Annotated in this window: 25 protein-coding genes; 15 read left to right on the top strand and 10 right to left on the bottom strand. The window is 69.1% G+C overall.

What is annotated here, in order from left to right:
- Nucleotides 1-42 precede the first annotated feature (42 nt).
- Both SK854_RS34030 and SK854_RS34025 read right to left on the bottom strand, forming a co-directional pair.
- Nucleotides 43-462: a roadblock/LC7 domain-containing protein gene (locus SK854_RS34030; protein WP_093601335.1), complete on the bottom strand. Its 420-nt coding sequence runs from the start codon at nucleotides 460-462 to the stop codon at nucleotides 43-45.
- Entirely contained in the window at nucleotides 459-3071 is a 2613-nt protein-coding gene (locus tag SK854_RS34025; RefSeq protein ID WP_319979220.1) for a sensor histidine kinase, read from the bottom strand. The genes SK854_RS34030 and SK854_RS34025 overlap by 4 nt, the downstream gene beginning before the upstream one ends.
- A 334-nt stretch (nucleotides 3072-3405) precedes the next feature.
- On the opposite strand from SK854_RS34025, the gene SK854_RS34020 reads away from it, so the two are divergent.
- Both SK854_RS34020 and SK854_RS34015 read left to right on the top strand, forming a co-directional pair.
- Nucleotides 3406-3816: a DUF485 domain-containing protein gene (locus SK854_RS34020; protein WP_319979219.1), complete on the top strand. Its 411-nt coding sequence runs from the start codon at nucleotides 3406-3408 to the stop codon at nucleotides 3814-3816.
- The gene (locus SK854_RS34015; RefSeq protein ID WP_319979218.1) at nucleotides 3813-5390 is read left to right on the top strand and encodes a solute symporter family protein; all 1578 of its coding nucleotides are present in this window, start codon (nucleotides 3813-3815) and stop codon (nucleotides 5388-5390) included. Before SK854_RS34020 ends, SK854_RS34015 begins: the two co-directional genes overlap by 4 nt.
- Here SK854_RS34015 and SK854_RS34010 read toward each other — a convergent pair.
- From SK854_RS34010 to SK854_RS34000, 3 genes are read right to left on the bottom strand one after another with little or no spacing between them, the layout of a single operon-like run.
- Nucleotides 5376-6161, bottom strand: a complete 786-nt coding sequence (locus SK854_RS34010) for an alpha/beta fold hydrolase (RefSeq protein ID WP_319979217.1) — start codon at nucleotides 6159-6161, stop codon at nucleotides 5376-5378. The genes SK854_RS34015 and SK854_RS34010 overlap by 15 nt on opposite strands.
- Nucleotides 6162-6180: 19 nt before the next feature.
- Nucleotides 6181-7023 carry an ATP-grasp domain-containing protein gene (locus tag SK854_RS34005; protein ID WP_319979216.1) on the bottom strand — a complete coding sequence of 281 codons (843 nt, stop codon included), beginning with the start codon at nucleotides 7021-7023 and terminating at the stop codon, nucleotides 6181-6183.
- Entirely contained in the window at nucleotides 7020-7310 is a 291-nt protein-coding gene (locus SK854_RS34000; protein WP_319979215.1) for a hypothetical protein, read from the bottom strand. Before SK854_RS34000 ends, SK854_RS34005 begins: the two co-directional genes overlap by 4 nt.
- A gap of 36 nt (nucleotides 7311-7346) precedes the next feature.
- Between SK854_RS34000 and SK854_RS33995 the strand changes: the two genes are divergently transcribed.
- Both SK854_RS33995 and SK854_RS33990 read left to right on the top strand, forming a co-directional pair.
- Nucleotides 7347-8930 carry a DUF885 domain-containing protein gene (locus tag SK854_RS33995; protein WP_319979214.1) on the top strand — a complete coding sequence of 528 codons (1584 nt, stop codon included), beginning with the start codon at nucleotides 7347-7349 and terminating at the stop codon, nucleotides 8928-8930.
- A gap of 7 nt (nucleotides 8931-8937) precedes the next feature.
- On the top strand, nucleotides 8938-9468 hold the full coding sequence (locus SK854_RS33990; protein ID WP_319979213.1) for a GNAT family N-acetyltransferase: 531 nt from the start codon (nucleotides 8938-8940) through the stop codon (nucleotides 9466-9468).
- On the opposite strand, the gene SK854_RS33985 is transcribed toward SK854_RS33990, so the two are convergent.
- The gene (locus tag SK854_RS33985) at nucleotides 9465-10253 is read right to left on the bottom strand and encodes a glycoside hydrolase family protein (protein ID WP_319979212.1); all 789 of its coding nucleotides are present in this window, start codon (nucleotides 10251-10253) and stop codon (nucleotides 9465-9467) included. The genes SK854_RS33990 and SK854_RS33985 overlap by 4 nt on opposite strands.
- A 106-nt stretch (nucleotides 10254-10359) precedes the next feature.
- Here SK854_RS33985 and SK854_RS33980 point away from each other — a divergent pair, with 106 nt between their 5' ends.
- Nucleotides 10360-11301: a quinone oxidoreductase family protein gene (locus SK854_RS33980; RefSeq protein WP_319979211.1), complete on the top strand. Its 942-nt coding sequence runs from the start codon at nucleotides 10360-10362 to the stop codon at nucleotides 11299-11301.
- Between the two features lie 53 nt (nucleotides 11302-11354).
- Here SK854_RS33980 and SK854_RS33975 read toward each other — a convergent pair whose 3' ends face one another.
- Nucleotides 11355-11870, bottom strand: coding sequence for an FKBP-type peptidyl-prolyl cis-trans isomerase (locus tag SK854_RS33975; protein ID WP_093601314.1), 516 nt, complete (start codon nucleotides 11868-11870; stop codon nucleotides 11355-11357).
- Nucleotides 11871-12256: 386 nt separating this feature from the next.
- Between SK854_RS33975 and SK854_RS33970 the strand changes: the two genes are divergently transcribed.
- Genes SK854_RS33970 through SK854_RS33955 form a run of 4 tightly spaced genes read left to right on the top strand, consistent with a single transcriptional unit; the run spans nucleotide 12257 to nucleotide 14952 of the window.
- Nucleotides 12257-13261: a hypothetical protein gene (locus SK854_RS33970; protein WP_319979210.1), complete on the top strand. Its 1005-nt coding sequence runs from the start codon at nucleotides 12257-12259 to the stop codon at nucleotides 13259-13261.
- Nucleotides 13262-13267: 6 nt separating this feature from the next.
- Entirely contained in the window at nucleotides 13268-13915 is a 648-nt protein-coding gene (locus SK854_RS33965) for a hypothetical protein (RefSeq protein WP_319979209.1), read from the top strand.
- 60 nt (nucleotides 13916-13975) lie between these two features.
- Nucleotides 13976-14626, top strand: coding sequence for an HD domain-containing protein (locus SK854_RS33960; protein WP_406601862.1), 651 nt, complete (start codon nucleotides 13976-13978; stop codon nucleotides 14624-14626).
- Complete coding sequence (locus tag SK854_RS33955; RefSeq protein ID WP_319979207.1) at nucleotides 14590-14952, top strand: hypothetical protein; 363 nt, start codon at nucleotides 14590-14592, stop codon at nucleotides 14950-14952. The genes SK854_RS33960 and SK854_RS33955 overlap by 37 nt, the downstream gene beginning before the upstream one ends.
- Here the strand turns inward: SK854_RS33955 and SK854_RS33950 are convergent.
- Genes SK854_RS33950 through SK854_RS33940 form a run of 3 tightly spaced genes read right to left on the bottom strand, consistent with a single transcriptional unit; the run spans nucleotide 14936 to nucleotide 18145 of the window.
- Nucleotides 14936-15184, bottom strand: a complete 249-nt coding sequence (locus SK854_RS33950; protein ID WP_319979206.1) for a three-helix bundle dimerization domain-containing protein — start codon at nucleotides 15182-15184, stop codon at nucleotides 14936-14938. The genes SK854_RS33955 and SK854_RS33950 overlap by 17 nt on opposite strands.
- A 32-nt stretch (nucleotides 15185-15216) precedes the next feature.
- A complete protein-coding gene (locus SK854_RS33945; RefSeq protein WP_319979205.1) occupies nucleotides 15217-17202 on the bottom strand; it encodes a hypothetical protein in 1986 nt (661 codons plus the stop codon).
- Nucleotides 17203-17224: 22 nt separating this feature from the next.
- The gene (locus SK854_RS33940) at nucleotides 17225-18145 is read right to left on the bottom strand and encodes a heme o synthase (RefSeq protein ID WP_093601302.1); all 921 of its coding nucleotides are present in this window, start codon (nucleotides 18143-18145) and stop codon (nucleotides 17225-17227) included.
- A 252-nt stretch (nucleotides 18146-18397) separates the two neighbouring features.
- Here SK854_RS33940 and tkt point away from each other — a divergent pair, with 252 nt between their 5' ends.
- Genes tkt through pgl form a run of 6 tightly spaced genes read left to right on the top strand, consistent with a single transcriptional unit; the run spans nucleotide 18398 to nucleotide 26547 of the window.
- Nucleotides 18398-20482 carry a transketolase gene (tkt, locus tag SK854_RS33935; protein ID WP_319979204.1) on the top strand — a complete coding sequence of 695 codons (2085 nt, stop codon included), beginning with the start codon at nucleotides 18398-18400 and terminating at the stop codon, nucleotides 20480-20482.
- A gap of 4 nt (nucleotides 20483-20486) precedes the next feature.
- Nucleotides 20487-21599, top strand: a complete 1113-nt coding sequence (tal, locus tag SK854_RS33930) for a transaldolase (protein WP_319979203.1) — start codon at nucleotides 20487-20489, stop codon at nucleotides 21597-21599.
- Nucleotides 21600-21624: 25 nt separating this feature from the next.
- Nucleotides 21625-23211, top strand: coding sequence for a glucose-6-phosphate isomerase (locus SK854_RS33925; protein ID WP_319979202.1), 1587 nt, complete (start codon nucleotides 21625-21627; stop codon nucleotides 23209-23211).
- Nucleotides 23212-23261: 50 nt separating this feature from the next.
- The gene (gene zwf, locus SK854_RS33920) at nucleotides 23262-24749 is read left to right on the top strand and encodes a glucose-6-phosphate dehydrogenase (protein ID WP_319979265.1); all 1488 of its coding nucleotides are present in this window, start codon (nucleotides 23262-23264) and stop codon (nucleotides 24747-24749) included.
- Nucleotides 24746-25771, top strand: a complete 1026-nt coding sequence (gene opcA / locus SK854_RS33915; protein ID WP_319979201.1) for a glucose-6-phosphate dehydrogenase assembly protein OpcA — start codon at nucleotides 24746-24748, stop codon at nucleotides 25769-25771. The genes zwf and opcA overlap by 4 nt, the downstream gene beginning before the upstream one ends.
- Entirely contained in the window at nucleotides 25768-26547 is a 780-nt protein-coding gene (gene pgl, locus SK854_RS33910; protein WP_319979200.1) for a 6-phosphogluconolactonase, read from the top strand. The genes opcA and pgl overlap by 4 nt, the downstream gene beginning before the upstream one ends.
- The last annotated feature ends 3 nt before the right edge of the window (nucleotides 26548-26550 follow it).

The raw sequence follows: 26550 nt of genomic DNA, 5'->3' as shown, positions 1-26550 counted from the left end.
CCGCCTTCGTCGTCGGTGCGCGTCAGGGGACGAGCTCATGGTTCACCTCACGCTGTGCAGCTGTGCTCGCAGTTCGGGGGTGAGGATCTGGCCCACCTGGTCGACGACCACGGTCATCTCGTAGGCCACTTGACCGACGTCGCTGTCGGGGGCGGCGAGAACCGCCAAACAAGACCCGTCTCGAATGGACATGAGAAGCATGATCCCGTAGTCCATCTCGATCACGGTGCGCAACACTCCGCCACCTTCGAAGCAACGTGAAGCGCTCATCGTCAGTGCCGTGACACCGGAGGAGATCGCGGCGAGCTGCTCGGCGCGGTCCGGTGGCAGACCCGTCGACTTGGTGAGCAGCAGGCCGTCCACCGAGATCACGATCGCGTGGGCGACACCGGCCACTCGATCCGTGAAGTTCGTGATCAACCAGCCGAACTGGTCGACCTGGCGCGACTGAGGCGTGCTCATGCCTTCTCCCCGTTGTACTGGCCGTTCCCCTGGCCTCTTCCGTTCCCGTTGCCACCGAGCGGCGCCTGACGCAGGCCCGTCTGGTAGCTGGCGAGAAAGCCCCGTGCTCGTTCCGGATCGCGCTTCGGGCCCGTGGCAGGGCGTGTGCCGTTCTCGGGACGTTCCGCGAGGTCGGGGAGCAGATTCTTACGCGGCGCCCGTTTCGGCAACCCGGCGTCGGTCTCCCCGGCATCCGTGGCGGGGTCTCCCGCCTGCTCCCAGACCGTCCCGCCGGGCTTCTTCCCGAACCACGACGCCACTACCGACGGTGACGATACAGGTGGGGTCGTCGCCGGCGAATGATCACCGTTGACCGATTCGCCCGAGACTCCGGTACCCCTGAACCAGGAAGACGTCGTCTCATTTGGCGACGCGGCCGGCACGCCGTTGTACTCGGCCGAAGCGGGGCGCGGAGTGCGCTGGGGCAACGACTCGTCGATCGCGGCACCGCGGAACGACGACCACTCGGCCGACTCGCGCGGCTGGTCGATGGCCGGGGCGGGCACGGGCGGCGGCGCCAGGTTCGGCGTCTTCACGACGACGTGCGGCTGCTTGGCCAGCGCCGGCTTCGGCTGCGGCAGGGCGGCGTGCCGCGGCTGCGACGGCGCCGGGGCCTCCTCGTGCGAGCGCACGAGCTCCGCGGGCACGAGCACGAACGCGCGCAGGCCCTCACGGCCCTCTCCCGCGCCGCGCAGCCGGACGGTGATGCCGTGACGGCCCGCGAGCCTGCCGACGACGAACAGGCCCATCTGACGGGACACGGGCACGTCGTCCTCGGTGCCGGCCGACAGCCGCTCGTTGGCCTCGGTGAGCTCGGCCGGGCCCATGCCGATGCCCTGGTCGGCGACCTCGACGAGCACGGCGCCCTGCTGGTCGATCCGCGAGCCGATCATGACCTGGGTGGCGGGCGCGGAGAACGCGGTGGCGTTGTCCAGCAGCTCCGCGATCAGGCGCACGAGGTCGCTGGCCGCGTAGCCGACGATCTCGACCGACGGCGTCGACTTCACCACGACGCGCTGGTAGTGCTCGATCTCCGACGCGGCGGCGCGCAGCACGTCCGCGAGCGGCACGGGCTGGTGGAACCGGCGGGCGACGTCGGTGCCGGACAGCACCATCAGGTTCTCGTTGTTGCGGCGCATGCGCGTCGCGAGGTGGTCGAGCTTGAAGAGGTTGGCGAGCTGCTCGGGGTTCTCCTCGTGCCGCTCCAGCTCCTCCATGAGCTTGAGCTGGCGCTCGACGAGGCCCTGCGAGCGGCGCGACAGGTTCACGAAGATGTTCTTCATGCCCGACCGCAGCGACGACTGCTCGACGGCGGACCGGATGGCCTGCTCGTGCACGGCGTCGAACGCGCGCGCCAGCTGGCCGAACTCCTCCACGGAGTGCACGGGCACCGGTTCGATCGTGGTGTCCGGCGCGCGGTCGGCGCGGATCGCGGCGACCACCTCGGGGAGGTGGTGGTGCGCCACGTCGAGGGCGGAGCGCCGCAGCTCGGACAGCGAACGCAGCAGGTAGCGGCCGATGACGAAGCCGAGCGTGCCGGCGATCAACAGCATCGCGAGCAGGATGACCGCGGCGGCGCCGGCCTTGTTGGACGTGTCGTCCTGCAGCGAGGCTGCGGTGTTCGCGAGCTCGTCCTGCAGTTCGCGGCCGACCTGCTCCATCAGTCGCGCGGTGGTGCCGGACGACTTGTTCCAGTCGTCGACGGCGATGCCGAACTCCTGCGGCGGCTTGGGCTGGCCGGGGCGCGTGGGGGGCGGTGGGGTGCCGTCGGGCTGGGTGAGCGCCCGTTCGACGAGAGCGGAGCGGTTCGCCACGGCGGCACCGGTCACGGTCTGGTCGTAGGCGCGGCGCTGTTCGGTGGTGCTGATGGCCTGGAAGTCGTTGAGACGGTCCTGCAGCCGGATGTCGGACTGCTCCAGCGCGCGGACCTCGGGACCGAGGAGCTTGCCCCGGCCGATCCCGGCTAAGACGAGCGCGTGCTGCAGCGAGACCTGCTCCTGCGCGATGACCATGTTGTGCAGCGCCTGCGCGGTGCCGGAGATGGCGTTGTCGTTGAACTGGCCGACGAGCGCCTGTTCGAAGTCCAGCAACGACTTCACGATCGCCGTGTAGCCGGTGGTGCCGCCGGACGGGTCGCCACCGTCGCCGCCCTGCGAGACCTTGTCGCGCAGGTTCTTGAGCGTCTCCAGCTGACCGCCGAGCTCGGCGAAGCGGGTGCGCGCGACCTCGCCGACGCCCTCGGTGCGGTCGACGCGGCGCCGCACGGTCGAGGCGGCGTTGTCGGTGGCGCGGATCTGGTTCTGGTAGGCGCCGACACCGGAACCGCTGGTCGCGCTCTGCGCGGCGAGCGTGCGTTCCTGCTGGACGCTGGAGATCAGCGGCGCGAGATCCGCCCTGAGCCGGACCAGGCCCTGCATCTGCACGTAGTTGTCGGACCGGTCCACGTACCCGGAGATCTGCAGTGCGCCCGCGCCGACCGCGACGGCCACCGGCACCAGCAGCACGACGCCGAGCTTGACCGGCAGGCGCCAGTTGCGCCAGTCGCTGATCTTTCTCCACTCGACATTCACGAAATGGTCCCCAAGGCGCGCTCGAAGTGCCCCACTATCGGCTACCTCCTGGCCTGGTGAATCCCCGCGAGCTTGAGACCCCCGCAGCTCGATATCTCGATCAGCCGTATCGGGTGTTAGCGGATAGTAGGCCAGAGAGCGTGACGCGACAACGACCTGGGGCGTGCACGATCGATCACCCGCTGTGACGACCGACCTTTTGGGGTGGTCATGCGCGTTCCAGGGATTGACTCGCCGCCACGCGTGGTTACGCTTGCGCCTCCCACCCCCGGACCGGACGCGCCTTCCGCGCAGAGCCTCGCCGGGCACTCCCCGTAACGAATGCGAGCGGTTGATGACGAAGGCGCTGCCCTCCGTGTCACGCCCGGCCACCCCCGGTTTCGCGACTTTTGAAGAGCCTGCTCACTCATTGCTCATAGATGGTGACGGTGAGCCTGATTTCGGTGCCCTCCAAACGAGCGAGGATTTCCTCGTTCTGAAGCGCCGGGTCAAGCGCTTCATTCTCCCGGCGACGCTGCTGTTCCTCGCTTGGTATGTGACGTTCGTATTGCTATCGGCTTACGCCGCCGACTTCATGAGCACTCCGCTGTTCGGAACAGTGAACGTCGGCTTGACGATGGGATTCCTCCAGATCGTCACCACCATCATCATCACAATGGCGTATGCGCGTTACTCCAAGCGGAAGCTCGACCCTCAGGTCGACAAGGTGCGCGCGCTCGTCGAAACCGACGAGGAGCTCGCGTGACCGGGGCGAACACCGCGATCAACCTGTCCGTCTTCGGCATCTTCGTGCTGCTGACGCTCTACATCGTGTATCGGGCGTCGACGCGAAACGTCAGCGCGTCGGACTACTACGCGGCGGGCAGCAGTTTCACGGGCACGCAGAACGGCATCGCACTCTCGGGTGACTTCCTGTCCGCGGCGTCGTTCCTGGGCATCTCCGGCGCGATCGCCGTGAACGGTTACGACGGCTTCATGTACTCGATCGGGTGGGTAGTCGCCTGGCTGATCGGCCTGATGCTCATCTCGGAACGGCTGCGCAACACCGGCCGCTTCACCATGGGCGACGTCATGGCGTTCCGCATGCGCCAGCGCCCCGTGCGCGCGGCCGCGGCGAACGCGACCCTGGTGATCTCGCTGTTCTACATGATCGCGCAGATGGCGGGCGCCGGCGGCCTGATGGCCCTGCTCCTGGACGTGCACAGCAAGATCGGCCAGGCCATCATCATCGCGGTCGTCGGCATCGTCATGGTGCTGTACGTGCTGGTCGGCGGCATGAAGGGCACCACGTGGGTGCAGATCATCAAGGCCGTGCTGCTGCTTCTGTCCGTGTCGCTGCTGACCATCTTCCTGATCGGCAAGTTCGGCTTCGACTTCTCCTCGATGCTCGACCGCGCGACGCAGCGCTCACCGCTGGGCGAGGCCGTGCTGTCTCCGGGTGTGAAGTACGGCGCCTCGGACCTGTCGAAAATCGACTTCATCTCCCTCGCACTGGCGCTCGTGCTCGGCACCGCGTCGCTCCCCCACGTGCTGATGCGCTTCTACACGGTGCCGAACGCCCGCGAAGCGCGTAAGTCCGTCGTGTGGGCCACGTGGATGATGGCGATCTTCTACTCGTGCACGCTGGTCATCGGCTTCGGCGCCATGGCACTGGTGGGCACGGACAAGATCACCGGCGCCCCCGGCGGCGAAAACTCGGCGGCGCCGCTGCTGGCGTTCCAGGTCGGCGGGACCGTGCTCCTCGGCATCGTGTGCGCCGTGGCGTTCGCCACGATCCTCGCCGTGGTCGCCGGCCTGACGCTGACGGCCTCCGCCTCGTTCGCGCACGACGTCTACGCGAACGTGATCAAGCACGGCGAGGCCGACCCGCGCGAGGAGGTCAAGATCGCGCGCATCACCGCGGTCTGCGTCGGCGTGCTCGCGATCGTCGGCGGCATCGCGGCGAACGGCCAGAACGTCGCCTTCCTGGTCGCGCTGGCGTTCGCGCTGGCCGCCTCCGCGAACCTGCCGACGCTGCTGTACTCGTTGTTCTGGAAGCGGTTCAACACGCGCGGCACGCTGTGGAGCATCTACGGCGGCCTCACCTCGTGCGTGCTGCTGATCGCGTTCTCCCCCGCCATCTCCGGCTCGAAGTCGTCGGTGTTCCCGGACGCCGACTTCGCGATCTTCCCGCTGTCGAACCCCGGCATCGTGTCGATCCCGCTGTCGTTCCTGGCCGGGTTCCTGGGCACGATCCTCGGCGGCGAGCGCGCGGACGCGGCCAAGCAGGCGGAGATGGAGGTGCGCGGGCTGACCGGCATCGGGTCAGGCCTGCGCTAGCAACTCCTCCACCGCCTTGTTGAACACCTCGGGGCGTTCCAGGTTCGGCATGTGCGCGGCGCCGTCGACCACGACCAGCGTCGAGCCAGGAACGCGCTCACTCATGTACTCGGCGTCGCTGACCGGGGTGTACTCGTCGTCGCTGCCGACGATCACCAGCGTCGGCACGGTGATCCTGGCGAGGGTCTCGGTGTAGTCGGGACGTTCCGCGCGGCCTCGCAACGCCGCTGCGGCGCCCTCGGGCGGTGCGTTGTGCATCAGCTGCGCGACGAACTCGCCGACCGCCGGGTTGTGCGGCGCCACCATCTTCCACTGCACCTCGGTGGCGTAGCCCGACATGCCCTCGCGCAGCAGCCGGTCGGCCATGGCGTTGCGGTTCCGGCGGCCGTCCTCGGTCTCCGCCTGGGCGAACGTGTCGGCGAGGATCAGGCCGCGCAGACGCTCGGGGAACGTGCGCGCGCACTCCATGACGATCTGCCCGCCCATCGACAGGCCGCCGAGCACGAACCGCTCGACGCCGAGGTGGTCGAGCAGGCCCGCGACGTCGGACGCGAAGACGTCCAGCGGCGTGATGCCGGGAACGACGGTGGTCTCGCCGTAGCCGCGCAGGTCGGCGGCGATCACCCGCCAGCCGGCGGCGCTGAAGTGTTCGACCTGCGGGCGCCACATCGAGCGGTCGAAGGGATGGCCGTGCACCAGCACCAGCACGTCGTCGCCGGTGCCTTCGTCGTCGTAGCCGATGGTGATGCCGTTGACGTTCGCAGTGGTCATCATCCGACCGTAACGTGAACTAGAACGCGGCTTCCTGGATCGCCTTGCTGAAGCGGGAGGCGGCCTCGGCGGTCGTGAGCTTGAAGCCCAGCGACGGTTCGGTCAGCTCCAGTTCGAGCAGCAGCGGTTCGCCGCCGGGGCCCTCGACGACGTCCACGCGGGCGTAGAGGAAGTCCCTGCGTTGCAACGAGAGCAGCTCGGCTGCCACGTCCAGGACCTGGTTCGCGAGCGCGACCTGACCTTCAGAGGGCTCGATGCTGCTCAGCCGCTCCTCGACGTAGAGACCGGACGCCGCCTCGCCGAGGCCCTGTGCCAGCATCGGTCCTTTGTGGAACGAGTGGGAGTACTCGCCGGCGAAGAACACCAGCGCCGTCTCGCCGTTCGCGTCCACACTGGACTGGTAGGGCTGCACCAACGCCTTGACGCCGATCGCATCGAGGTGTGCTTGGGCCAACGCGTGGTCGGTGAACCGGCCGGCACCGCGTGAACCCGCGCCGACCGCCGGCTTCACCACGAACTCGCCGTCCGGGAACACCGGGGTCTCCCCCGGCTGCACCACGGCGGTGGGCACGACGGCGACACCGTGCGCGGCCAGTTCGGCCATGTAGGACTTGTCGATGTTCCAGCGCACGACCGAGGCCGGGTTCGCCAGCTCGGGCACGCCGGCGCACCACGTCAGGAAGGCGTCCAGGCGGTCCGGGTAGTCCCAGGTCGCGCGCAGGACCACGAGGTCGGCGTCGACCGCGCCGCCCCACGGCTGCCATGACACGTCGACGCCGTCCCGGACGAGGGCGGCGACCAGCGCTTCCTCGTCGCCGTCGCCCTCGGGCAGACCGTCGCACGAGGCGAGCACGACCCTCATGACTGCATCTTGGCCATCTTGCGGCGGTGGCCGGAGCCGATCTTGGTGGCGGCGGTGGTCTCGCGGTCCCATTCGGACTGCTCGACGTTGTCGGCGGCTTCGACGGCCTTGGTGGCGGACTCGACGTCCTTCGTCATCACGTCGCCCATGGCGCCGTCCGCGCCGACCAGCACGATCCGCGCGCCGGCCCGGCCGATCGGTTCCACGACGGCCCTGACCGCGGTGCCCGGCTTGCCGTGGGCCCGCACGAACTCGGCGATGCGCTTCTGAGTGGTTTGATCAGACACACCCACACTGTAAAACCAGCGGGTAGCTTCAGTCGGGTGACCACCGACACGCTCACGTCGTTCCTCACGTGGTACTTCGACCACCACCCCGCGCACGCGGCGCAGGCCGGCTCGCTGGAGCACTACTCCACCTTCGGAGATTTCTCGGCAGGCGCGTTCGAGCAACGGGCCAGGGAGACCGAGGAGTGGCTGGCGCGGCTGGAGCCGTTGCCGAGGTCGGTGGACCGCGATCTGGCGCTGTCGGTGCTGCGCGGAGCGTCGGCGCACGAGACGTGGCCGGGATGGCGGCGCGACCCGCACGAGTACGCCGGGGTGGTGTTCTTCGGGCTGCTGGCGCCGTTCCTGCATCGGCTGCTGCCCGAGGCCGACATCGTCGCCTCCACGGTCGCGAAACTGCGCCAGGTGCCCGCGGTGCTCGCCGCCGCCGAGGCGAACCTCGACGCGTCCCTGGCATCGCCGCTGGTCGTGCGGCGAGCGTTGGACCAGGTGCGGACAGGCCGGTCGTTCCTGCTGGACTCGCTGCCGCTGGAGGCGGCGCCGGAGTTCCGCGCGGCGATGGCCGAGGCCGCCGGGCCCGCCGCCGACGCGTTCGACCGGCACGCGGCGTTCCTCGAAGACCTGGCCGTGCGGGCGACCGGCGACTGGCGGATGGGCGAGAAGCTCTACTCGGCCTTGTTGCAGGACAAGGAGATGCTCGGCTACGGCGCACCGGAGCTGCACCAGCGCGGGCAGGACGCCTACGCGGAGCTGGAAGCCGAACTGATCGAGCTCGCGGGCTCGCCGGACTGGCGTTCGGTGATGAGCTCGCTGCAGGACGACCACCCGCCGACGCTGGAGGCGATGCGCGCCGAGTACGAGGCCGAGACGGCACGGGCGCGGGCCGCGCTGGTCGAGCACTCACTGGTGACGCTGCCCGAGGGCGAGGAGTGCCACGTGGTGCCAGGGCCGCCGTTCCACCGCGCGGTCATGGCGGTGGCGAGCTACCTCGGCCCGCCGGCGCTGACGTCGCGGCGTGCCGGCTACTTCTTCGTGCCGTTCACGCCCGACGGCGCCTCGGACGAGCAGGTCACGCACCGCCTGCGCACCAACGCGCGGTCGCAGCTGCCGACGATCTCGGTGCACGAGGCCTATCCCGGCCACCACTGGCACCTGACGTGGCTGGCGGCGCAGGGCCCGGCGCACCCGTTGCGCAAGGTGTTCCGGACGCCGTACTTCTCCGAGGGCTGGGCGCTGTACTCGGAGAAACTGCTGCGCTCGGTCGGCCACTACACGTCCCAGGGCGCGTTGATGGGGCACGTCGAGGCGCGGCTGTTCCGGGCGGCGCGGATGATCGTCGACACGGCCCTGCACTGCGGCGACATGACACCGGCCGAGGCCGAAGCGTTCATGGTGGCGCGCACGGCGCTGACGCCCGGCACCGCCGTGGGCGAGGTCAAGCGGTACTGCACGCGGCCGACGCAGGCGCCGTCGTACCTGACCGGGGCGTTGGAGATCGACCTGATCCGTGACGAGTACCTGGCCGCGGGGCTGGGATCGCTGCGCGACTTCCACGACCGGATCGCGGGGTCCGGCGCGCTGCCGCTGGGGCTCGCGCGCCGGGTCGCCCTGGGCGAGGACTAGTCAGGCCATGACGGTCGTCCTCTCCGTACCGCCCGCCGGGCCGGCGCCCGCTCTGCGGTTGCGGCCGTGGCGGGCGGACGATCTCCCGGCACTGGTGGCGGCGCACCGCGATCCGCTGCTGCGCCGCTGGCTGGCCACCTCGCTGACCGGCGAGGCCGAGGCCCGGCAGTGGCTGGACGCGCAGGAAGCCGCCTGGGCGAAAGCGACCCGGCTCAGCTTCGCCGTGGTCGCCGACGACCGTTCCCCACTGGGCCACGTGGTGGTGAAGCCGACCTCGGCCGGCACAGCCGAGGTCGGCTACTGGACCGCCGCCCACGCTCGCGGGCTGGGAATCGCCGCCCGCGCGGTGGACACCTTGTCGCACTGGGCGTTGGGCACCCAGGACGTGGTCGCGCTCACCCGGCTGGAACTGGTGCACGCGGTCGGCAACCACCCGTCCTGCCGGGTGGCGGTCAAGTGCGGCTACGCGCTGCACGACCTGATCCCCGCCGCACCACCGGCGTTCCCCACCGAGGGACACCGGCACGTGCGGTGCTAGGCGGGCCGGTAGGCCTGGCCGGCCGCCGTCAACGCCGTGCCGGTGGAGAGTCCGGTCGGACTTGTCCTGGTGGACAGGGTGAACCAGGAGTAGCGCTCCACGAAGGACAGTCCGTCGAGCATCCTGGTCGACGCGGTGACGAACGCGGTCTGCTGTTGCTGGCTCGGGTAGACCGCGCGGCCGGAACGCCAGTCGATCAGCGCGTACTCCGTGAGCCAGATCGGCTTCTTGTAGCGGTTGTAGACGTTGCGCAGGTACGACTCCAGGTGGCCGGTGGCCGCGGAGGAGAAGTCCTGCCCGTACCAGTGCAGCGGGATGAAGTCGACGCGCAGGTTGCGTGCCTTGGCTCCCGCCATGAACCGGTCGAGCCACCCGCCCGCGACGTCACCGCCGAACGCGACGCCGGGTGCGCCGAGCCTCAGTCCGGTGCTCTGCAGGCGTGGCCACAGGTCCAGGGCGCGTTCGACGGTCATGTTCGCCTGGCCCGCCATGTCGGGTTCGTTGAACCCCAGCAGTTGCCGGCCGTTGGCCTTCGCCTTGGCGAGCTCGGCGTCGGTGACACTGGCGGCGCCCCAGATCATCGGGACGAACTCGGCGTTGCTCTGGATCCCTCGCCGGTCCGAGGCCCAGGTGTAGTACCAGCGGGCGTCCAGCGCGGTCATGGCGGCGCCGGCGGGACCGGGGTCGTCGGCCGCGTTCACGCCCTTCTTGGCGGACGCGGCATGGGATGGAAGCGCTCCCATGAGGAGCAGGCATGCGATCAGCAGCAGGGTTGTTTTTCGCATGGATCGGTCTTACCAGGGTCGCGCTCCTTTTGCTCCCACCAGCTGGGAGGGGGAACATCGGGGTCACGGCCCGGGTTGAGCAGGGTGAGTCGATCAAGGAGGACAGATGCCCAAGGCAGTGGTGGTGCGTTCGGCCGGTGGCCCGGAGGTGCTGGAGTACGCCGACGTGCCGTCGCCCGTGGCCGGTGATGGCGAGCTGCTGGTGAAGGTGGCCGCGGCGGGCGTCAACTACATCGACACGTACCAGCGCAGCGGCCAGTACGCGATCCCGCTGCCCACCGCCCTGGGCCTGGAGGGTGCCGGCGAGGTCGTCGTCTCGAACTCCCCCGACTTCGCCGCCGGGGACAAGGTCGCCTGGATGGGCGTGCTGGGCAGCTACGCGGAGGAGGTCGTGGTGCCCGCGGCGTCCGCGGTCCGGGTGCCGGACGGGCTGGACGTCGAACTGGCAGCGGCCTCGCTGCTGCAGGGCATCACCGCGCACTACCTGATCCACTCGACGTACGTGGTGAAGGAGGGCGACCGGGTGCTGGTGCACGCGGCGGCCGGCGGCGTCGGGCTGCTGCTGACGCAGTGGGTGAAGTCGAAGGGCGCCACCGTCGTCGCGACGGTGTCGACCGACGAGAAGGAGGCGCTGTGCCGGGAGGCCGGCGCGGACCAGGTGCTGCGGTACGGCGACTTCGCCTCGCAGATCGAGAAGGTCGACGTCGTCTACGACGGGGTCGGCGCCGACACGTTCGACCAGTCGCTGGCGTCGCTGAAGCCGCGCGGGCTGCTGGCGCTGTTCGGGGCGTCGTCCGGGCCGGTGCCGCCGGTGGACCCGCAGCGGCTCAACGCGGCCGGGTCCGTGTACCTGACGCGTCCGTCGACCGGGTCCTACCTGCTGGATCGCGCGGAACTCGACTGGCGGGCGTCGGACCTGTTCGCCGCGATCGCGTCCGGGACGCTGAACATCCGGATCGGCGGCCGGTACAAGCTGGAGGAGGCGGCGCAGGCGCACACCGACCTGCAGTCGCGCAAGACGACCGGCAAGCTGCTGCTCCTGCCGTGAACCGATGAGAAAACGGCCCCTCAGGTGTTCCGAGGGGCCGTTTCGCTTTCGTGTCAGGCGGCGGGGGTGACCTTCACGCCGTCGATGACGAACACGAGCGTCTCGTTCGCCTTGATGCCCTGCCCGCCCTGGCCGTAGCCCTTGGCGGGCGGCACGATCAGCAGCCGGCGGCCCTTCTCCTTGAGTCCGACGATGCCCTCGTTCCAGCCGTCGATGACCGGCGCCTGGCCGACGTTCTCGACGTCGAACGGCTCGCCGCGCTCGAAGGAGCTGTCGAGGATCTTCTTGTCGGAGAACGTCGTGAGCTGGTAGTTGACCGAGGCCGTCGTGCCCGCCTTCACCTCGGCGCCGGTGCCCTGCACCAGGTCCTTGATGACGAGCTCGTCGGTGGGCTTGCAGGCGGGGATCTCGACCTTGGGCGCCGCACCGAAGTCGCCGGTGACCTTGAAGTCGTCGGCCTTGCAGGGGGTCGTGGGCGCGCCGGCCGAGGGCTGGGCCGAGCTGCCGCAGCCGGCGAGGCCGGTGGCCGCCACGAGCGCCAGGGAAGCGATGAGCAGGACGTTACGCATGGTGGGTGAGCGTATTCGGACGGGTGTGAGCGGCGTGTAGCAGGCCGCGTGACCTCGTCCTGAAGGCGGTGGGGTGGCTCGGCCTGCCGGAGGAGTACCCGCGACGACCGGGCGGCCTAAAACACTCGCAGTGGGTGCGTTCGGGTGGGTGGGTCACCCTCATCCGACACGTGAGGGGCAAGTCGCGACAGGGCGTCACCGAAGTGCACGGATGCGGGTCGACGACTGGGCCCAAGGGCGGTTATTCCGGTCCTGAATGTCGCACGAATAGCAGCTTCCTTATCTTTTGACCGACGCGTACAGTAACTCCTCGCACTTGATCGGACACCGACCGCATTCGTCCGTTCGGGTAGCAGCCAATCCGGTGATCCAGGAGGTGGAGACTCGTGTCCGCGGAGGCCGGAGGCATCCGCAGCAACCTGATCCAGGAGTTGTTCTGGACTCGGACCGGGTTGCTCCTCCTCATACTCGTCGTGACGTCGGGTGCGTCGCTGGCCATTTCCAGTCAAATGGATTCCGGGACAGCGAGAAACCTGCTGACAGCGCTGGGTACCGGCACTCTCATTTCGGCGGTCGTGAGCTTCACGCAGACGTTGATCACGTCGAAAGCGGCGCAGAAGGCGCTTCTCGCTCCGGTGATCGAGGAGAGTCGCAAGGCTCTCCGGGAACTCACCCAGGAGTATCGGGCGCTCGATCGCGAGTTCTTCCCCAGTCACGTGTTCGAGCCGACGGCCAAGCCGGATCCGGTGTTCAACCAGCTCATGATGCAGGACCTGGAGCGGACGCGGCTGTACTGCTTCCGCGGGTTCGCGGGCCGGTACGCGGCGGGCAGGGTGCTGCTCAGTCAGACGGAGTGCGAGCTCAGGGCCGTGCTGGCCGACCCGCGTGACGACAACGCCATCAGCGGACGCGCGCGGTACCTGTTGCGCAACGAAGGCGCGGACGGGAACTACGACGAGATCCAGAAACGGCTCAAGGAGCAGATCGGCATCGGTCTCGTCGGGCTCTACGCGGCTCGCAGCCGGTGTTCCAGGATCGATGTCACCATCGTTTCGGATCCGCCGCTCGATCGGCTCGAGTTGTTCGACGACTCGGCGTGGCTCACGCTCTACAGCAACACCGCGGGAGTGCTCAGGCCGTATCCGCGCACGCTCAGGTTCACCGAGAGTTCGTTCCTTTACGCGATGGAACGCGCGGAGTTCCTGCGCATCAGCAATTCCAAGGCCGGCTACCACTTCGCCATCACGCCAGCGACTTCCAGGAACGACTTCCTGGCGCTGTTCGAGAAGATCACCGGCGAGACGCTCACCACCGACGGTTTCACGGAGCTCGAAGGCAAGTTCCACGCATTCCGTCGCGAATTCTCCGCATCCGCTCAGTTGAGGAGCTGATCGATCTTGCTAGCCGAGTTCACCGGGGTGTCCGCGCTCGAGGAGCTCGCCACTCGGGTGCAGCGCGCCGAATTCCCCGTCGTGGACCACTGGGCCGATGTCGGCACGTGGTTTCGCGAATGGGCGGCCCGTCCCGGGTTGCGCAAAGAGCTTCGCGCGCACATCGACGGCCTCACACCCCAGGAGGCGACCTGGGTGATCGCGCATTCACGTGAGACGACGACGCATTACGCGTGGTGCCTGCGCGACGAAGCGGACGAACCGTTCACGTTCTGGCTGCACGAGTACAAACCGCTGAGCGACTGGCGGACCGGCTACGCCGACTCGGTGCACAACCACCGCTACCACTTCTGCACCACCATCCTGAGCGGCGCCTACCTGCACGAACGTTTTGACGCCCGGCTCGGCGTCGGTGGCCGCACGGTCGTCGGCACGGAGCTCACGAACCGCACCCAGTGCGCCGAGGGCACCACCGGCACGATGCTCGCGCACGAGTTCCACCGCATCCCGCGAGCGGCGGACGGGACCATGACGTTCCTGGTCAAGTCACGTGCCGTGAACCCGTGGAGCCTCAGCTACGACCCGGACACCGGAATCAGCCACCGGCACGTGCCGGTGGAGGACCGTCTGGAGGATCTGACGAACCACCTGTGAAGGCCAGCCGAGGCCGCCGCGACACGCTTACCATCAGCCCACCTGTCAGGAGGGCTGATGATGCGTACGCGCACATTGATTCCGAGGTCTGTCATCGCGGACGTGGAGCAGCGCGTGAGGCGGCTGTGCGAGGACCTGGCCGCGAAGCTGCAGTTCCACGGCTGGCACCACGTGAGCTTCGTCCGGGACAAGTCCGTGCACTTCGCCGAGCGCAATGGGGCTGCGCGAGACATCGTCGAGGTCGCCGCGCTGGTGCACGACCTGAACTACATGGTCCGCCGCAACTCTCTCCCCACGGACGGCGAGGCGTTGCGCCGCAAGGTCCTGTTCGTCGCCGGCGTCTCTCTGGGCGACATCGAGTGGATCGAGCGGATCGTCGTCGAGGCCGAGATGCGCACCCGTTCCCGGGACATCTCGCTGGAGGCGCAGGCGTTGTCCGACGCGGACACGCTGTTCAAGGCACTGCCGGTCACGCCGGTCGTCCTGGCGCACAAGTACCTCCAGGAGAACGGCATCACGTTGCGCGAGCTCGCGCACAAGATCGTGGGCGAGCAGGTGGGCAAAGCCGACGAGGGCTACTACTTTTACGACTCGGAGGCCGCCGCGACCTACACGAAGTGGGCCGAGACGAACCTCCTGTTGTGGAAGTGCATCGTTGAGTCCCTCGACGACCCGTGCGTCGAGGACCTGCTGACCAAGGTGGCGTCCTGAGCACGTTCTTCGTCGAAAACGGCACGGAGTCGGTCGCGGCCGGCGGCTACGACCCGCGCGAAGCCGTTGTCGTGTGGCATGAGGTGTTCAACGAGGTGTGGGCGCCTCTGCCCGATGACGACGTTGTCGCACTCCCTGATGCGCTCGTGGCGCAGCTCGTCAAGGCCGATCCGGCACGCATGCATGACGTCGCACTGTCGTGGGCGCCTCTCGTCGACATGGACTTCCACGCCGCGTTCGCGCACCTCAGCGAGTTGTCACGTCTTGCGCGCACGGCCGTGAGCCGCGCCCAGACCGTCTATTTGCGGGTCAGCGAGCAGGCGTGAGGCCTGCGGTCTGCTGTTGAGGCATCGTGACTCCCATGGCGGTGAACGCGAGTTCACGGGCCGCGCGCCGTGCGGTGAGCACGGCGAGATGAGCGTGCACGGTCGCGGTGCGGCGTAGTTCGGCATGCGTGGCTGCGGCCACCTCGAAGATCACCTCGTCCGGCAGCCGGTCACCGAAGGCCTCGATCAGTTCCGCGACGGCCTGACGGATCTGGGCCTGCGAGTTCAGCATGCCCAGGTAAACGATCAGCCGACGCCGCCGGTTCAGCGAACCCGGAGATCCGCACTTCCGCACAACCCGTACGCGAGTCCCATCACGTTGCCACGACTGAGCATCTCCCAGCGAACCTGCCGCAACGCCTCCCCGGCGCTCAGGCCCGACGCCAGCCGCGACAGCACCATGCCCGTGACCCAGCCGGCCATGTCCTGCGGCACGGCTACCTCGGGACTGATGACACCCGACGCGCCGTGCTCGACGAACGAGGACACCAGGCTCCCCATCGGTGACGTCCCCACGACCAACGGCTTGCGCACGGGCCAGTGCGGACGAGGCCACACGCCCTCGCGGTCCCACCGTGCGATCTCCTCGGCGTCGAGGAACCCCTCGCGGAAATGCAGGTGCACGACGTCCATCGACTCACCGGCCAGCACCCGCCCCAGTTCAGCGGGGGTGACGTAGGCCGACGACACGGACTCCGGCGAGATCTGCGACATCAGCTCGGTGACGTGCCGCTCGGTCAGGCCCCGGTCCATCCCCGCGTCGACCGCCATCGACACCTCGAACGGCCACGGGCGCGGCGAGACACGCGCCACCAGCGGCCCGACCGGGTGCTCCAGCACGCTGGACAGGCCCCAGAAACCGAAGGGGCACAACACGTTCCCGCTGTGGTCGGCCACCGGGCAGTGCGCGGGCACCTCTCCCCCGGCACCGAACGGACCGAACTGCCCGACCGACGCGCACAACCGGTGCGGCCCGTCCGTGAACGGCAGGTCGTAGATCATCGGCCACGGCACCGAACCGGCATCGGGGGACGCCACCATCAGCCCGGCCGGACGACCGGTCACCCGCGCGGCCCGCCGGACGGCGTCGGCGAGCCCGAGATCACCGAACAGCCGCGCGTACACCGCCGATCCCTGTCGGGCGAGGAACGCGAGATCCGCGCAGTAGGCCGGAAAGTCCTTGCCGTACCAGGGATCCAGCGCGGACAACGCCGGCAGCGGCAGCGAGCAGCCGCCCAGGCTGACCCACGACGGCACTCCGCCCGTCGACACCAGAGCCCGGTCACCGAGCACGAGAACGGACGCCGCCCGCGACGAGGAGGGCGCGAGATCGGCGAACGTGCGGGTGAGCTTCAGCCGCGGAACCGTCCGGGACTCGCCCGCCCCGACCGGCAGCACCACCTGCTGGACGTGCACCGGCACGACTCCGTGGTAGATGACCAGTTCACCGGTCCACGGCACGGAGGCGTACGGCGTGGTGACCTCGAAGCTCACCCAGGAGCTGGGTCCGTCCCAAGGCAGCACGAACGACTCGGACTGGACCGGACGCCCCGGCATGCTCAGCACGGCCCGCAGCACGAGGTCCCCCGGCAGAACGGTGCCGTGCGCCCCGACGCGTGCCCACACCTCGTAGTCCGCGCCTGGCCGCAACGCTCCCGCGATGCCCTCGGTCGCTCCGGGCAGCGCGACCATCACGGTGACGGCGCGGTCCGCGACCACCGGCGGCGCGGGCAGGGAGGTGTAGGTCATCGCACCCCGGCGCTCCAGCTCCCGGAACTGCCAGAGGACGTCCTCGACCCGGCCCTCGCCGCACCCGAGGGGCACCGCGAGCACGACGTGCGGCGCGCTCCACCCGATCAACACGGACGAAGCGTCCACACCGGACACCCAGGTGTGCACGGCGGTGAAGAGCACGACCGGCCGGCCGAGTGCGCGCAACGACGCGACCACCGGAGCGGAGTCCCAGGAGCGCGTGTCGTGCAGCGCCACCACGTCGCCCGGCACGTCCGCGAGCGAGGGCAGCGACGAGGCCGACGAGAAGTGCCGGAGGTCGAGCACCGCGAACCGCAGCACCCGCACCTCGGTCGTGACCACGGCGGAGGCGGTCGATCCGACGGCCAGCCCCTGGCTGACCTGCGCCCACCCGCCCGGATCGGTGATCACGACCAGGGAGGACGCGGGTGTCAGTGCCGCGACGAAGTCCAGTGGTGAACCTTCACCACCGGTGACGGTGAACTCAACAGGCGCCACAGCCGTACGACTGGAGGTGCAGCTAGAACGGCCAGCCAAGCACCGGCAACCCGACAACGGCGTCGACGGCGAGACCGCAGAACACCAGCATCAGGTAGAGGTTCGACATGTGGAAGAACTTCATGGTGTTCGTGGATCCGCCGCGGCGCACGACGTTGTGCAGCTTGTGGGCGAAGACGGCGAACCACACGCCGGACAGCGCCGCGACCGCCACGTAGATCCAGGAGGTGACGGGAGCGAGGGCGAGCGTGCAGACGACGGTGATCCAGCTGTAGATCACGATCTGCCGCGTCACCTGCTGAGCTGTCGCCACCACGGGCAGCATGGGCACGCCTGCTCGGGCGTAGTCCTCCTTGAACTTCATCGCGAGGGCCCAGGTGTGCGGCGGGGTCCAGAAGAAGATGACGCCGAACATGACGAGCGCCGGCCACTCGACGGTGCCCGTCACCGCCGACCAGCCGATGATCACCGGCATGCAGCCCGCCATGCCGCCCCAGATGATGTTCTGGGAGGTGCGGCGCTTGAGCACCAGCGTGTAGACGAAGATGTAGAAGAGGATGGTCGCCACCGCGAACGCGGCCGACATCAGGTTGACGAAGATCCACAGGAACGCGAACGAGACGATTCCGAGCACGATGCCGAAGATCAGGGCGTTGCGCGGCGGAATGGCGTTGTGCGCGAGCGGGCGGGCCGCCGTCCGCTTCATGACCGAGTCGATGTCGGCGTCGACGAAGCAGTTGAGGGCATTTGCCGACCCCGCGGCGAGAGTGCCGCCGGTGAGGGTGCAGGCGATGAGCCACAGGGGCGGCAGGCCGTGCTGGGCGAGGAGCATCGCGGGGATCGTGGTGATCAGCAGGAGCTCGATGACCCGCGGTTTGGTGAGCGCCACGTAAGCGCCAACAACCTGGCGAGGCGACCTGGGGGCCTCGAGGACGGCACTCATCGCGGGAACGCTCCTCGTGTTGAGACAGGTGTGAAATCCAGCGACTGATGGTAACCGCGTAAAGAATTCACAGCCCGTTCGGGTGCTGGTGTGCCCCGGCACACACGTGCCTGGGACCTTTCAGAGCAACATCTGAATCTCTCAGGACTAGGCTGGCCGGAGGACGTGGGAGAGACGCGGGTGAGGCTCTTCGGGATCGATTCCGAACGAGCTGGGCACCCGCCCTAGCGACAAGTTTGGAGCTGTAAGTCCGTGACCGTCACCGACGACATCGCCCGGCTCACCAAAGCCGATCTGCCTGACGACTGGACCGACCTCGACAAGCGCGCCGTGGACACCGCGCGCGTGCTCGCGGCGGACGCCGTGCAGAACGTCGGCAACGGCCATCCCGGCACGGCGATGAGTCTCGCACCGCTCGCGTACACGTTGTTCCAGCGCATCATGCGGCACGACCCCGCGGACGCGGACTGGATCGGCCGCGACCGGTTCGTGCTCTCCGCCGGGCACTCGAGCCTGACGCTGTACGTCCAGCTGTTCCTGTCGGGGTACGGCCTGGAGCTCGACGACCTCAAGACCCTGCGCAAGTGGGGCTCGAAGACGCCGGGTCACCCGGAGCACGGCCACACCAGGGGTGTCGAGATCACCACCGGCCCGCTGGGCTCGGGCCTCGCCGCCGCCGTGGGCATGGCCATGGCCGCCCGCCGCGAGCGCGGCCTGTTCGACCCGTCGGCCGCGCAGGGCCAGAGCCCGTTCGACCACCACGTCTACGTGATCGCCTCCGACGGTGACATCGAGGAGGGCGTCACCTCCGAGGCCTCGTCGCTCGCGGGCACGCAGCAGCTGGACAACCTGGTCGTCTTCTACGACGACAACAAGATCTCCATCGAGGACGACACGACGATCGCGCTGTCCGAGGACACCGCGAAGCGCTACGAGGCCTACGGCTGGCACGTCCAGGTCGTGGAGTCCGGCGAGAACGTCAAGGGCATCCTCGAGGCCGTCGAGAAGGCCAAGGCCGTCACCGACAAGCCGTCGTTCATCCTGCTGCGCACGATCATCGGCTACCCGGCGCCGAACAAGCAGAACACCGGTGCCGCGCACGGCGCCGCGCTGGGCGTCGACGAGGTCAAGGCCACCAAGCAGATCCTCGGGTTCGACCCCGAGCAGACCTTCGAGGTCGCCGACGAGGTGCTGGCGCACGCCCGCGAGGTCGTGAAGCGCGGCGAGCACGCCAAGGCCGAGTGGCAGAAGTCGTTCGACGCGTGGGCTTCGGCCAACCCCGGGAACAAGGCCCTGCTGGACCGCCTGGTCGCCCGCGAGCTGCCCGAGGGCTGGGACGCCGATCTGCCGGTCTACCCGGTGGACGCGAAGGGCGTGCCGACCCGCAAGGCCTCCGGCGAGGTCATCAACGCGCTGGCCAAGCACCTGCCCGAGCTCTGGGGCGGTTCGGCCGACCTGGCCGAGTCGAACCTGACGACCATCAAGGGCGCCAAGTCGTTCGGCCCGGAGTCGATCTCCACGGGCATGTGGAGCGCCGACCCGTACGGCCGCGTGCTGCACTTCGGTGTCCGTGAGAACGCGATGGGCATGATCCTCAACGGCATCGCGCTGCACGGCCCGACCCGCCCGTTCGGTGGCACGTTCCTCGTGTTCTCCGACTACATGCGTCCCGCCGTGCGTCTCGCGGCGATCATGCAGGCCGCCGTCACGTACGTGTGGACGCACGACTCCATCGGCCTGGGCGAGGACGGCCCGACGCACCAGCCGATCGAGCACCTCGCCGCCCTGCGCGCGATCCCGGACTTCACCGTGGTCCGCCCCGGTGACGCCAACGAGACCGCGTACGCGTGGAAGGCCGTCATCGAGCAGCTCGGCCCGGTCGGGTTCGCGCTGAGCCGGCAGAACCTGCCGACGCTGGAAGGCACCTCCGCGGAGGGCGTCAAGCGCGGTGGTTACGTGCTCTTCGGTGACGAGAACCCCGAGATCGTGATCATCGGCACAGGCTCTGAGCTGCAGGTCGCCGCCGAGGCCGGGAAGGCCCTGCAGGCCGACGGCGTTGCAGTGCAGGTGGTGTCCATGCCGTCGGTCGAGTGGTTCGAGAAGCAGGACGCCGAGTACCGCGAGTCGGTCATCCCGTCGTCGGTCAAGGCGCGCGTCGCGGTGGAAGCCGGTATCGCGCAGCCGTGGTACCGCTACGTCGGCGACAACGGCGAGATCGTCTCGATCGAGCACTTCGGTGCCTCGGCCGACTACCAGGTCCTGTTCAAGGAGTTCGGCTTCACGACCGAGAACGTCGTGGCCGCCGCCCGCCGTTCCCTTGACCGAGTGAGGGGTTAATTCAGTGAGCAAGCCGAATCTGGCCGCCCTGTCCGGCGCCGGAGTGTCCATCTGGCTCGACGACCTGTCCCGCGAGCGGCTCACCAGCGGCAACCTGGACGAGCTGATCCGCGACTGGAACGTCGTCGGTGTCACGACGAACCCGACGATCTTCGCGGGCGCGCTGTCGAAGGGCGAGTCCTACGACGAGCAGGTGCGTGAGCTGTCGTCGCGCGGCGCCGACGTCGAGGCGACCATCCGCGAGGTCACGACGACGGACGTGCGCAACGCGTGCGACAAGTTCCGCGACATCTACAACTCGACCGGCGGTGTGGACGGCCGCGTCTCCATCGAGGTCGACCCGCGCCTGGCGTTCGACACGGACAAGACCGTGGCCGAGGCGCAGGACCTGCGGAAGACCGTGGACCGGCCGAACCTGCTGGTGAAGATCCCGGCCACCGAGGCGGGCATCCCGGCCATCACCAAGGTGATCGCCGAGGGCATCTCCGTCAACGTCACGCTGATCTTCTCGGTCGAGCGCTACGAGGCCGTCATGGACGCCTACGTCGCCGGCCTGGAGCAGGCCAAGGCCAACGGCCACGACCTGCGCTCGATCCACTCGGTCGCGTCGTTCTTCGTGTCCCGGGTGGACACCGAGATCGACAAGCGGCTCGACAAGATCGGCACGGACGAGGCGACCGCGCTCAAGGGCAAGGCCGCTCTCGCCAACGCGTGGATCGCCTACGGAGCGTTCGAGAAGACGTTCCAGGGCGAGCGCTGGGAGGCTCTCAAGGCGGACGGCGCGCACGCGCAGCGTCCACTGTGGGCGTCGACCGGCGTGAAGGACCCGAGCTACTCCCCCACCCTCTACGTCGACCAGCTCGTCGTCGCCGACGTCGTCAACACGATGCCGGAGAAGACGCTGCACGCCGTCGCAGACGGGGGCAAGATCACCGGTGACACGGTCACCGGACGCGCTGCCGAGGGCCAGGAAGTGTTCGACCGGCTCGCCGCCGTGGGAATCGACCTCCAGGACGTGTTCGTCACGCTGGAGACCGAGGGTGTCGAGAAGTTCGAGAAGTCCTGGGAAGAGTTGCTCGAGACGGTGAAGAACCAACTGGCTCAACTGAAGGGCTGATCACGAAGTGACCTCCGTCGAAATCGTGAGGTCACCGAACGCCGACCAGGTCAGCATCATCGCTGCTGACCTGGTCGCGGATTCGGTGCCGAGCAAGCTGACCGCGCAGGACCCGACCCTGTGGGGGCCGGAAGCCGAGTCCGAGGCGAGCATTCGCCTCTCCTGGACGACGTTGCACGAGACGTCCCGTGCGCTGCTCCCCGATCTCGTGGCGCTGCGCGCCGCACTGCACGACGAGGGCGTCGACCGCGTCGTTCTCGCCGGCATGGGTGGCTCGTCGCTGGCCCCCGAGGTGATCACGCGCACGGCCGGCGTGCCGCTGGTCGTGCTGGACACCACCGATCCCGCCCAGGTCGCCGACGCCCTTGCCGGTGATCTCGAGCGCACGGTGATCGTGGTGTCGTCCAAGTCCGGTGGAACGGTCGAGACCGACAGCCACCGGCGCATCTTCGAGAAGGCTTTCACGGACGCGGGCATCGACGCCGCGTCCCGCATCGTGGTGGTCACCGACCCCGGCTCGCCCCTGCAGAAGGCGTCCGAGGAAGCGGGCTACCGCAAGGCGTTCCTGGCCGACCCGAACGTCGGTGGCCGTTACTCGGCGCTGACCGCGTTCGGCCTGGTGCCGTCCTACCTGGCCGGTGCCGACGTCGAAACGCTGCTCGACGACGCGGCCGAGGTCGCGAAGGTCGTGTCGCAGGACTCCGTGGAGAACCCGGCGGTCGTGCTGGCCGGTGTCTTCGGCGCCGCGCACGCGCACGGTGCCGAGAAGATCGTCTTCGCGGACACCGGGTCCGGCATCAAGGGCTTCGGCGACTGGGCCGAGCAGCTCATCGCCGAGTCGACGGGCAAGAACGGCACCGGCCTGCTGCCCGTCGTCGTCGAGGGTCCCGGCGCTCCCGGGTTCGTGGACGCACGGTCGGACGCCACCACCGTCGCGATCGGACCGGCCACCGGGTCGGCGAACATCGCGGTCGAGGGTCCGCTGGGCGCGCAGTTCCTGCTGTGGGAGTACGCGACCGCGCTCGTCGGCCGGGTGCTCGGCATCAACCCGTTCGACCAGCCCGACGTCGAGGCCGCGAAGAAGGCCTCCCGCGCGCTGCTCGACGCGCCGGCCGTCGCCGCGACCGTCCCGTCCTTTGTGGACGGACCGGTCGAGGGACACGGCACGGACTGGGCACCGAGGAAGGTCAACACCGTCGCGGAAGCGCTTGCGGCGATCGTTGAAGTGGCGCCCGACCACGGCTACATCTCGGTTCAGGCGTACTTGGACAGGATCGACGACGCGTCGTTCGAGCTGCTCCGTGCGGAGATCGCGAAGAGGACGCACCTGCAGACCACGTTCGGCTGGGGTCCGCGCTTCCTGCACTCGACCGGCCAGTACCACAAGGGCGGTCACCAGAACGGCGTGTTCATCCAGATCACCGGCGAGTCCGGTGACGACCTGGAGGTGCCCGGCCGTCCCTACACGCTGGCGCAGCTGCAGCTCGCGCAGGCGCTCGGCGACGGTCAGGTGCTGGCCGAACACGGTCGCCCGGTGCTGCGTCTTCACCTCGAGGACCGCATCGCCGGCTTGGCCCAGCTCGTCGAGGCAGTCCAGGAGGACGGCTCGTGACCCCATCCGCCAAGTGGCACAACCCGCTGCGGGACGCGCGAGACAAGCGCATGCCCCGCATCGCGGGCCCGAGCGCGCTGGTCATCTTCGGTGTCACCGGTGACCTGTCGCGCAAGAAGCTGATGCCCGCGATCTACGACCTCGCGAACCGGGGTCTGCTGCCGCCGGGCTTCGGTCTGGTGGGCTTCGCCCGCCGCGACTGGGCCGACCAGGACTTCATGAAGGTCGTCCACGACGCGGTGAAGGAGCACGCGCGCACGCCGTTCAACGAGGCCGTGTGGCAGCAGCTCGCCGAGGGCATCCGGTTCGTGCAGGGCACGTTCGACGACGACGCGTCGTTCGACAACCTGGCCTCGTGCCTGGCCCAGCTCGACGCCGAGCGCGGCACGGGCGGCAACCACGCGTTCTACCTGTCGATCCCGCCGGGCGCGTTCCCGACGGTGGTCAACCAGCTCAAGCGCGCGGGTCTCGCCCAGACGGCACCGGACCAGTGGCGCCGCGTCGTCATCGAGAAGCCGTTCGGTCACGACCTGAAGTCCGCCAAGGAACTGAACCGCACGGTCAACGAGGTCTTCCCCGAGGAGTCGGTGTTCCGCATCGACCACTACCTCGGCAAGGAGACCGTGCAGAACATCCTGGCGCTGCGGTTCGCGAACCAGCTGTACGAACCCATCTGGAACTCGAACTACGTCGACCACGTGCAGATCACCATGGCCGAGGACATCGGTCTCGGTGGCCGCGCGGGCTACTACGACGGCATCGGCGCGACGCGCGACGTCATCCAGAACCACCTGCTGCAACTGCTCGCGCTGATCGCGATGGAGGAGCCCGTCTCCTTCAAGCCGTCGGACCTGCGGGCGGAGAAGGTGAAGATCCTCTCGGCGACGCGTCCCGCGGAGCCGTTCGAGGAGACCACCTCGCGCGGCCAGTACACCGGTGGCTGGCAGGGCGGCCAGAAGGTCCCCGGGCTCTTGGAGGAGGGCGGTTTCTCGCCCGAGTCGAAGACCGAGACGTTCGGCGCGATCACCTGCGAGGTCAACACCCGCCGCTGGGCCGGGGTGCCGTTCTACCTGCGCACCGGCAAGCGCCTGGGCCGTCGCGTCACCGAGGTGGCCGTCGTGTTCAAGCGGGCGCCGCACCTGCCGTTCGACGACACGGCGACCGAGGAGCTCGGCCAGAACGCCCTGGTGGTCCGGGTTCAGCCGGACGAGGGCGTGACGATCCGCTTCGGGTCGAAGGTGCCGGGCAACACGATGGAAGTCCGCGACGTCACGATGGACTTCGGTTACGGCCACTCGTTCACCGAGTCGTCGCCGGAGGCCTACGAGCGGCTGCTGCTGGACGTCCTGCTCGGTGAGCCTTCGCTGTTCCCGAAGAACGACGAGGTCGAGCTGTCCTGGGAGATCCTGGACCCGGTGCTGGAGTTCTGGGCTCGCAAGGACGAACCCGCGCTCGAGAAGTACAAGGCCGGTACGTGGGGCCCGCCGTCGGCGGACGCGATGACGGCTCGCACCGGAAGGCACTGGAGGCGTCCGTGATCATCGACCTGCCCTCGACCACCACCTCCCAGATCAACTCGCGGCTGGTCCGGCTGCGGGACGAAGGCGGTGCGACGACCCTCGGTCGCGTGCTGACCCTCGTGATCGTGACCGAGGACGGCCAGCGCACCGACGCCGCGATCGACGCGGCCAACGACGCTTCGCGTGAGCACCCCTGTCGCGTGATCGTCGTGGCCCGCGGTGCTCGTCAGGCGGCACCTCGCCTGGACGCGCAGATCCGCGTCGGTGGCGACGCCGGAGCCTCGGAGGTCGTCGTTCTTCGTCTGTACGGGGAACTGGCCAAGGAAGGCGCCTCGTGCGTCATGCCGCTGCTGCTGCCGGACACCCCGGTCGTGGCGTGGTGGCCGTTCGACGCGCCGGTGTCGCCGTCGAAGGACCCGATCGGTCAGCTCGCGCAGCGTCGCATCACCGACGCCGCGGCCGAGAAGAACCCGATCAAGGCCCTGGAGTCGCGGCGCGCGCACTACGCGCCGGGCGACACGGACCTGGCGTGGACGCGGCTGACGTTGTGGCGGGCCATGCTCGCCTCGTCGCTGGACCTGCCGCCCTACGAGAAGGTCGTGGACGCCGAGGTGACCGGCGAGGCCGACTCACCGTCCACCGATCTGCTCGCCGCGTGGCTGACGGACCGGCTGAAGGTCTCGGCCAAGCGCTTCAAGGCGACGTCGGGTGAAGGCATCGTGGAGGTGCGGCTCGGCCGTCCCTCCGGCGCCGTCGACCTGCTGCGCCCGGACGGCAAGGTCGGCACGCTGACCCAGCCCGGCCAGCCTTCGCGGCGGGTCGCGCTGCAGCGTCGTTCGGTGCGTGACTGCCTCGCCGAGGAACTGCGCAGGCTCGACCCGGACGAGGTCTACGCGGCGGCGTTGAAGTCGCTGTCGAAGATCTCGCGGGGCCGCACGCCGTCCGCGAAGCCGGAGGCACCCGAGGAGGCTCCCGCTGCCGCCTCGGAGGCCGCCAACGGTTCCGCACCCAAGAAGTCGAAGGCGAAGGCTGGTTCGTGAGCAATTCGCAAGTGGTGGTCCACCGCGACGGCGACCTTCTGGCCGCCGCCGCGGCGGCCCGCCTGGTGACCCGCATGGTCGACGCCCAGGCCGCGCGCGGCTCCGCGTCCGTCGTGCTGACCGGCGGCCGCACCGGCACCGCCGTGCTGGAGCACCTGAACCGGGGCGCCGCGCGTGACGCGGTGGACTGGTCGCGGGTGGACCTGTTCTGGGGAGACGAGCGCTTCCTGCCGTCCGGTCACCCGGACCGCAACGAGACGCAGGCCCGTGCCGCGCTGCTGGACCACGTTCCGCTGGACCCGTCGCGGGTGCACGTGATGGAGCCTTCGGACGGCAAGTTCGGCGACGACCCCGAGGCCGCCGCTGAGGCTTACGCCGCTGTGCTGGCTTCGCTTGCGCGGCCGGAGGACCACGGCGACGTGCCCACGTTCGACGTCTGCCTTCTGGGCGTCGGCGAGGAGGGCCACGTGGCGTCGGTGTTCCCCGATTCCCCTGCCGTGCACGAGAAGGAGCGGACGGTCGTGGCCGTGCGCAACTGCCCGAAGCCACCGCCGACGCGCGTGTCGCTGACGCTGGCGTCGGTGCGGTGCGCGCAGGAGGTCTGGCTGATGACCACCGGCGAGGCCAAGGCCGCCGCCGTGGCCATGGCGCTGGACGGCGCCGGCGAGGTGCAGATCCCCGCCGCCGGTGCCACCGGCCGCCGCAGGACGTTGTGGCTGCTGGACACCGCGGCCGCATCAGCCGTACCGGCGTTGTACACACCGCCACTGGCGTGACGG

The organism is Lentzea sokolovensis, from assembly GCF_033949975.1.
GTDB classification, from domain to species: Bacteria; Actinomycetota; Actinomycetes; order Mycobacteriales; family Pseudonocardiaceae; genus Lentzea; species Lentzea sokolovensis.
Note: the sequence above shows the minus strand (reverse complement) of the source record. Positions and strands in the feature narration are given on the sequence as shown.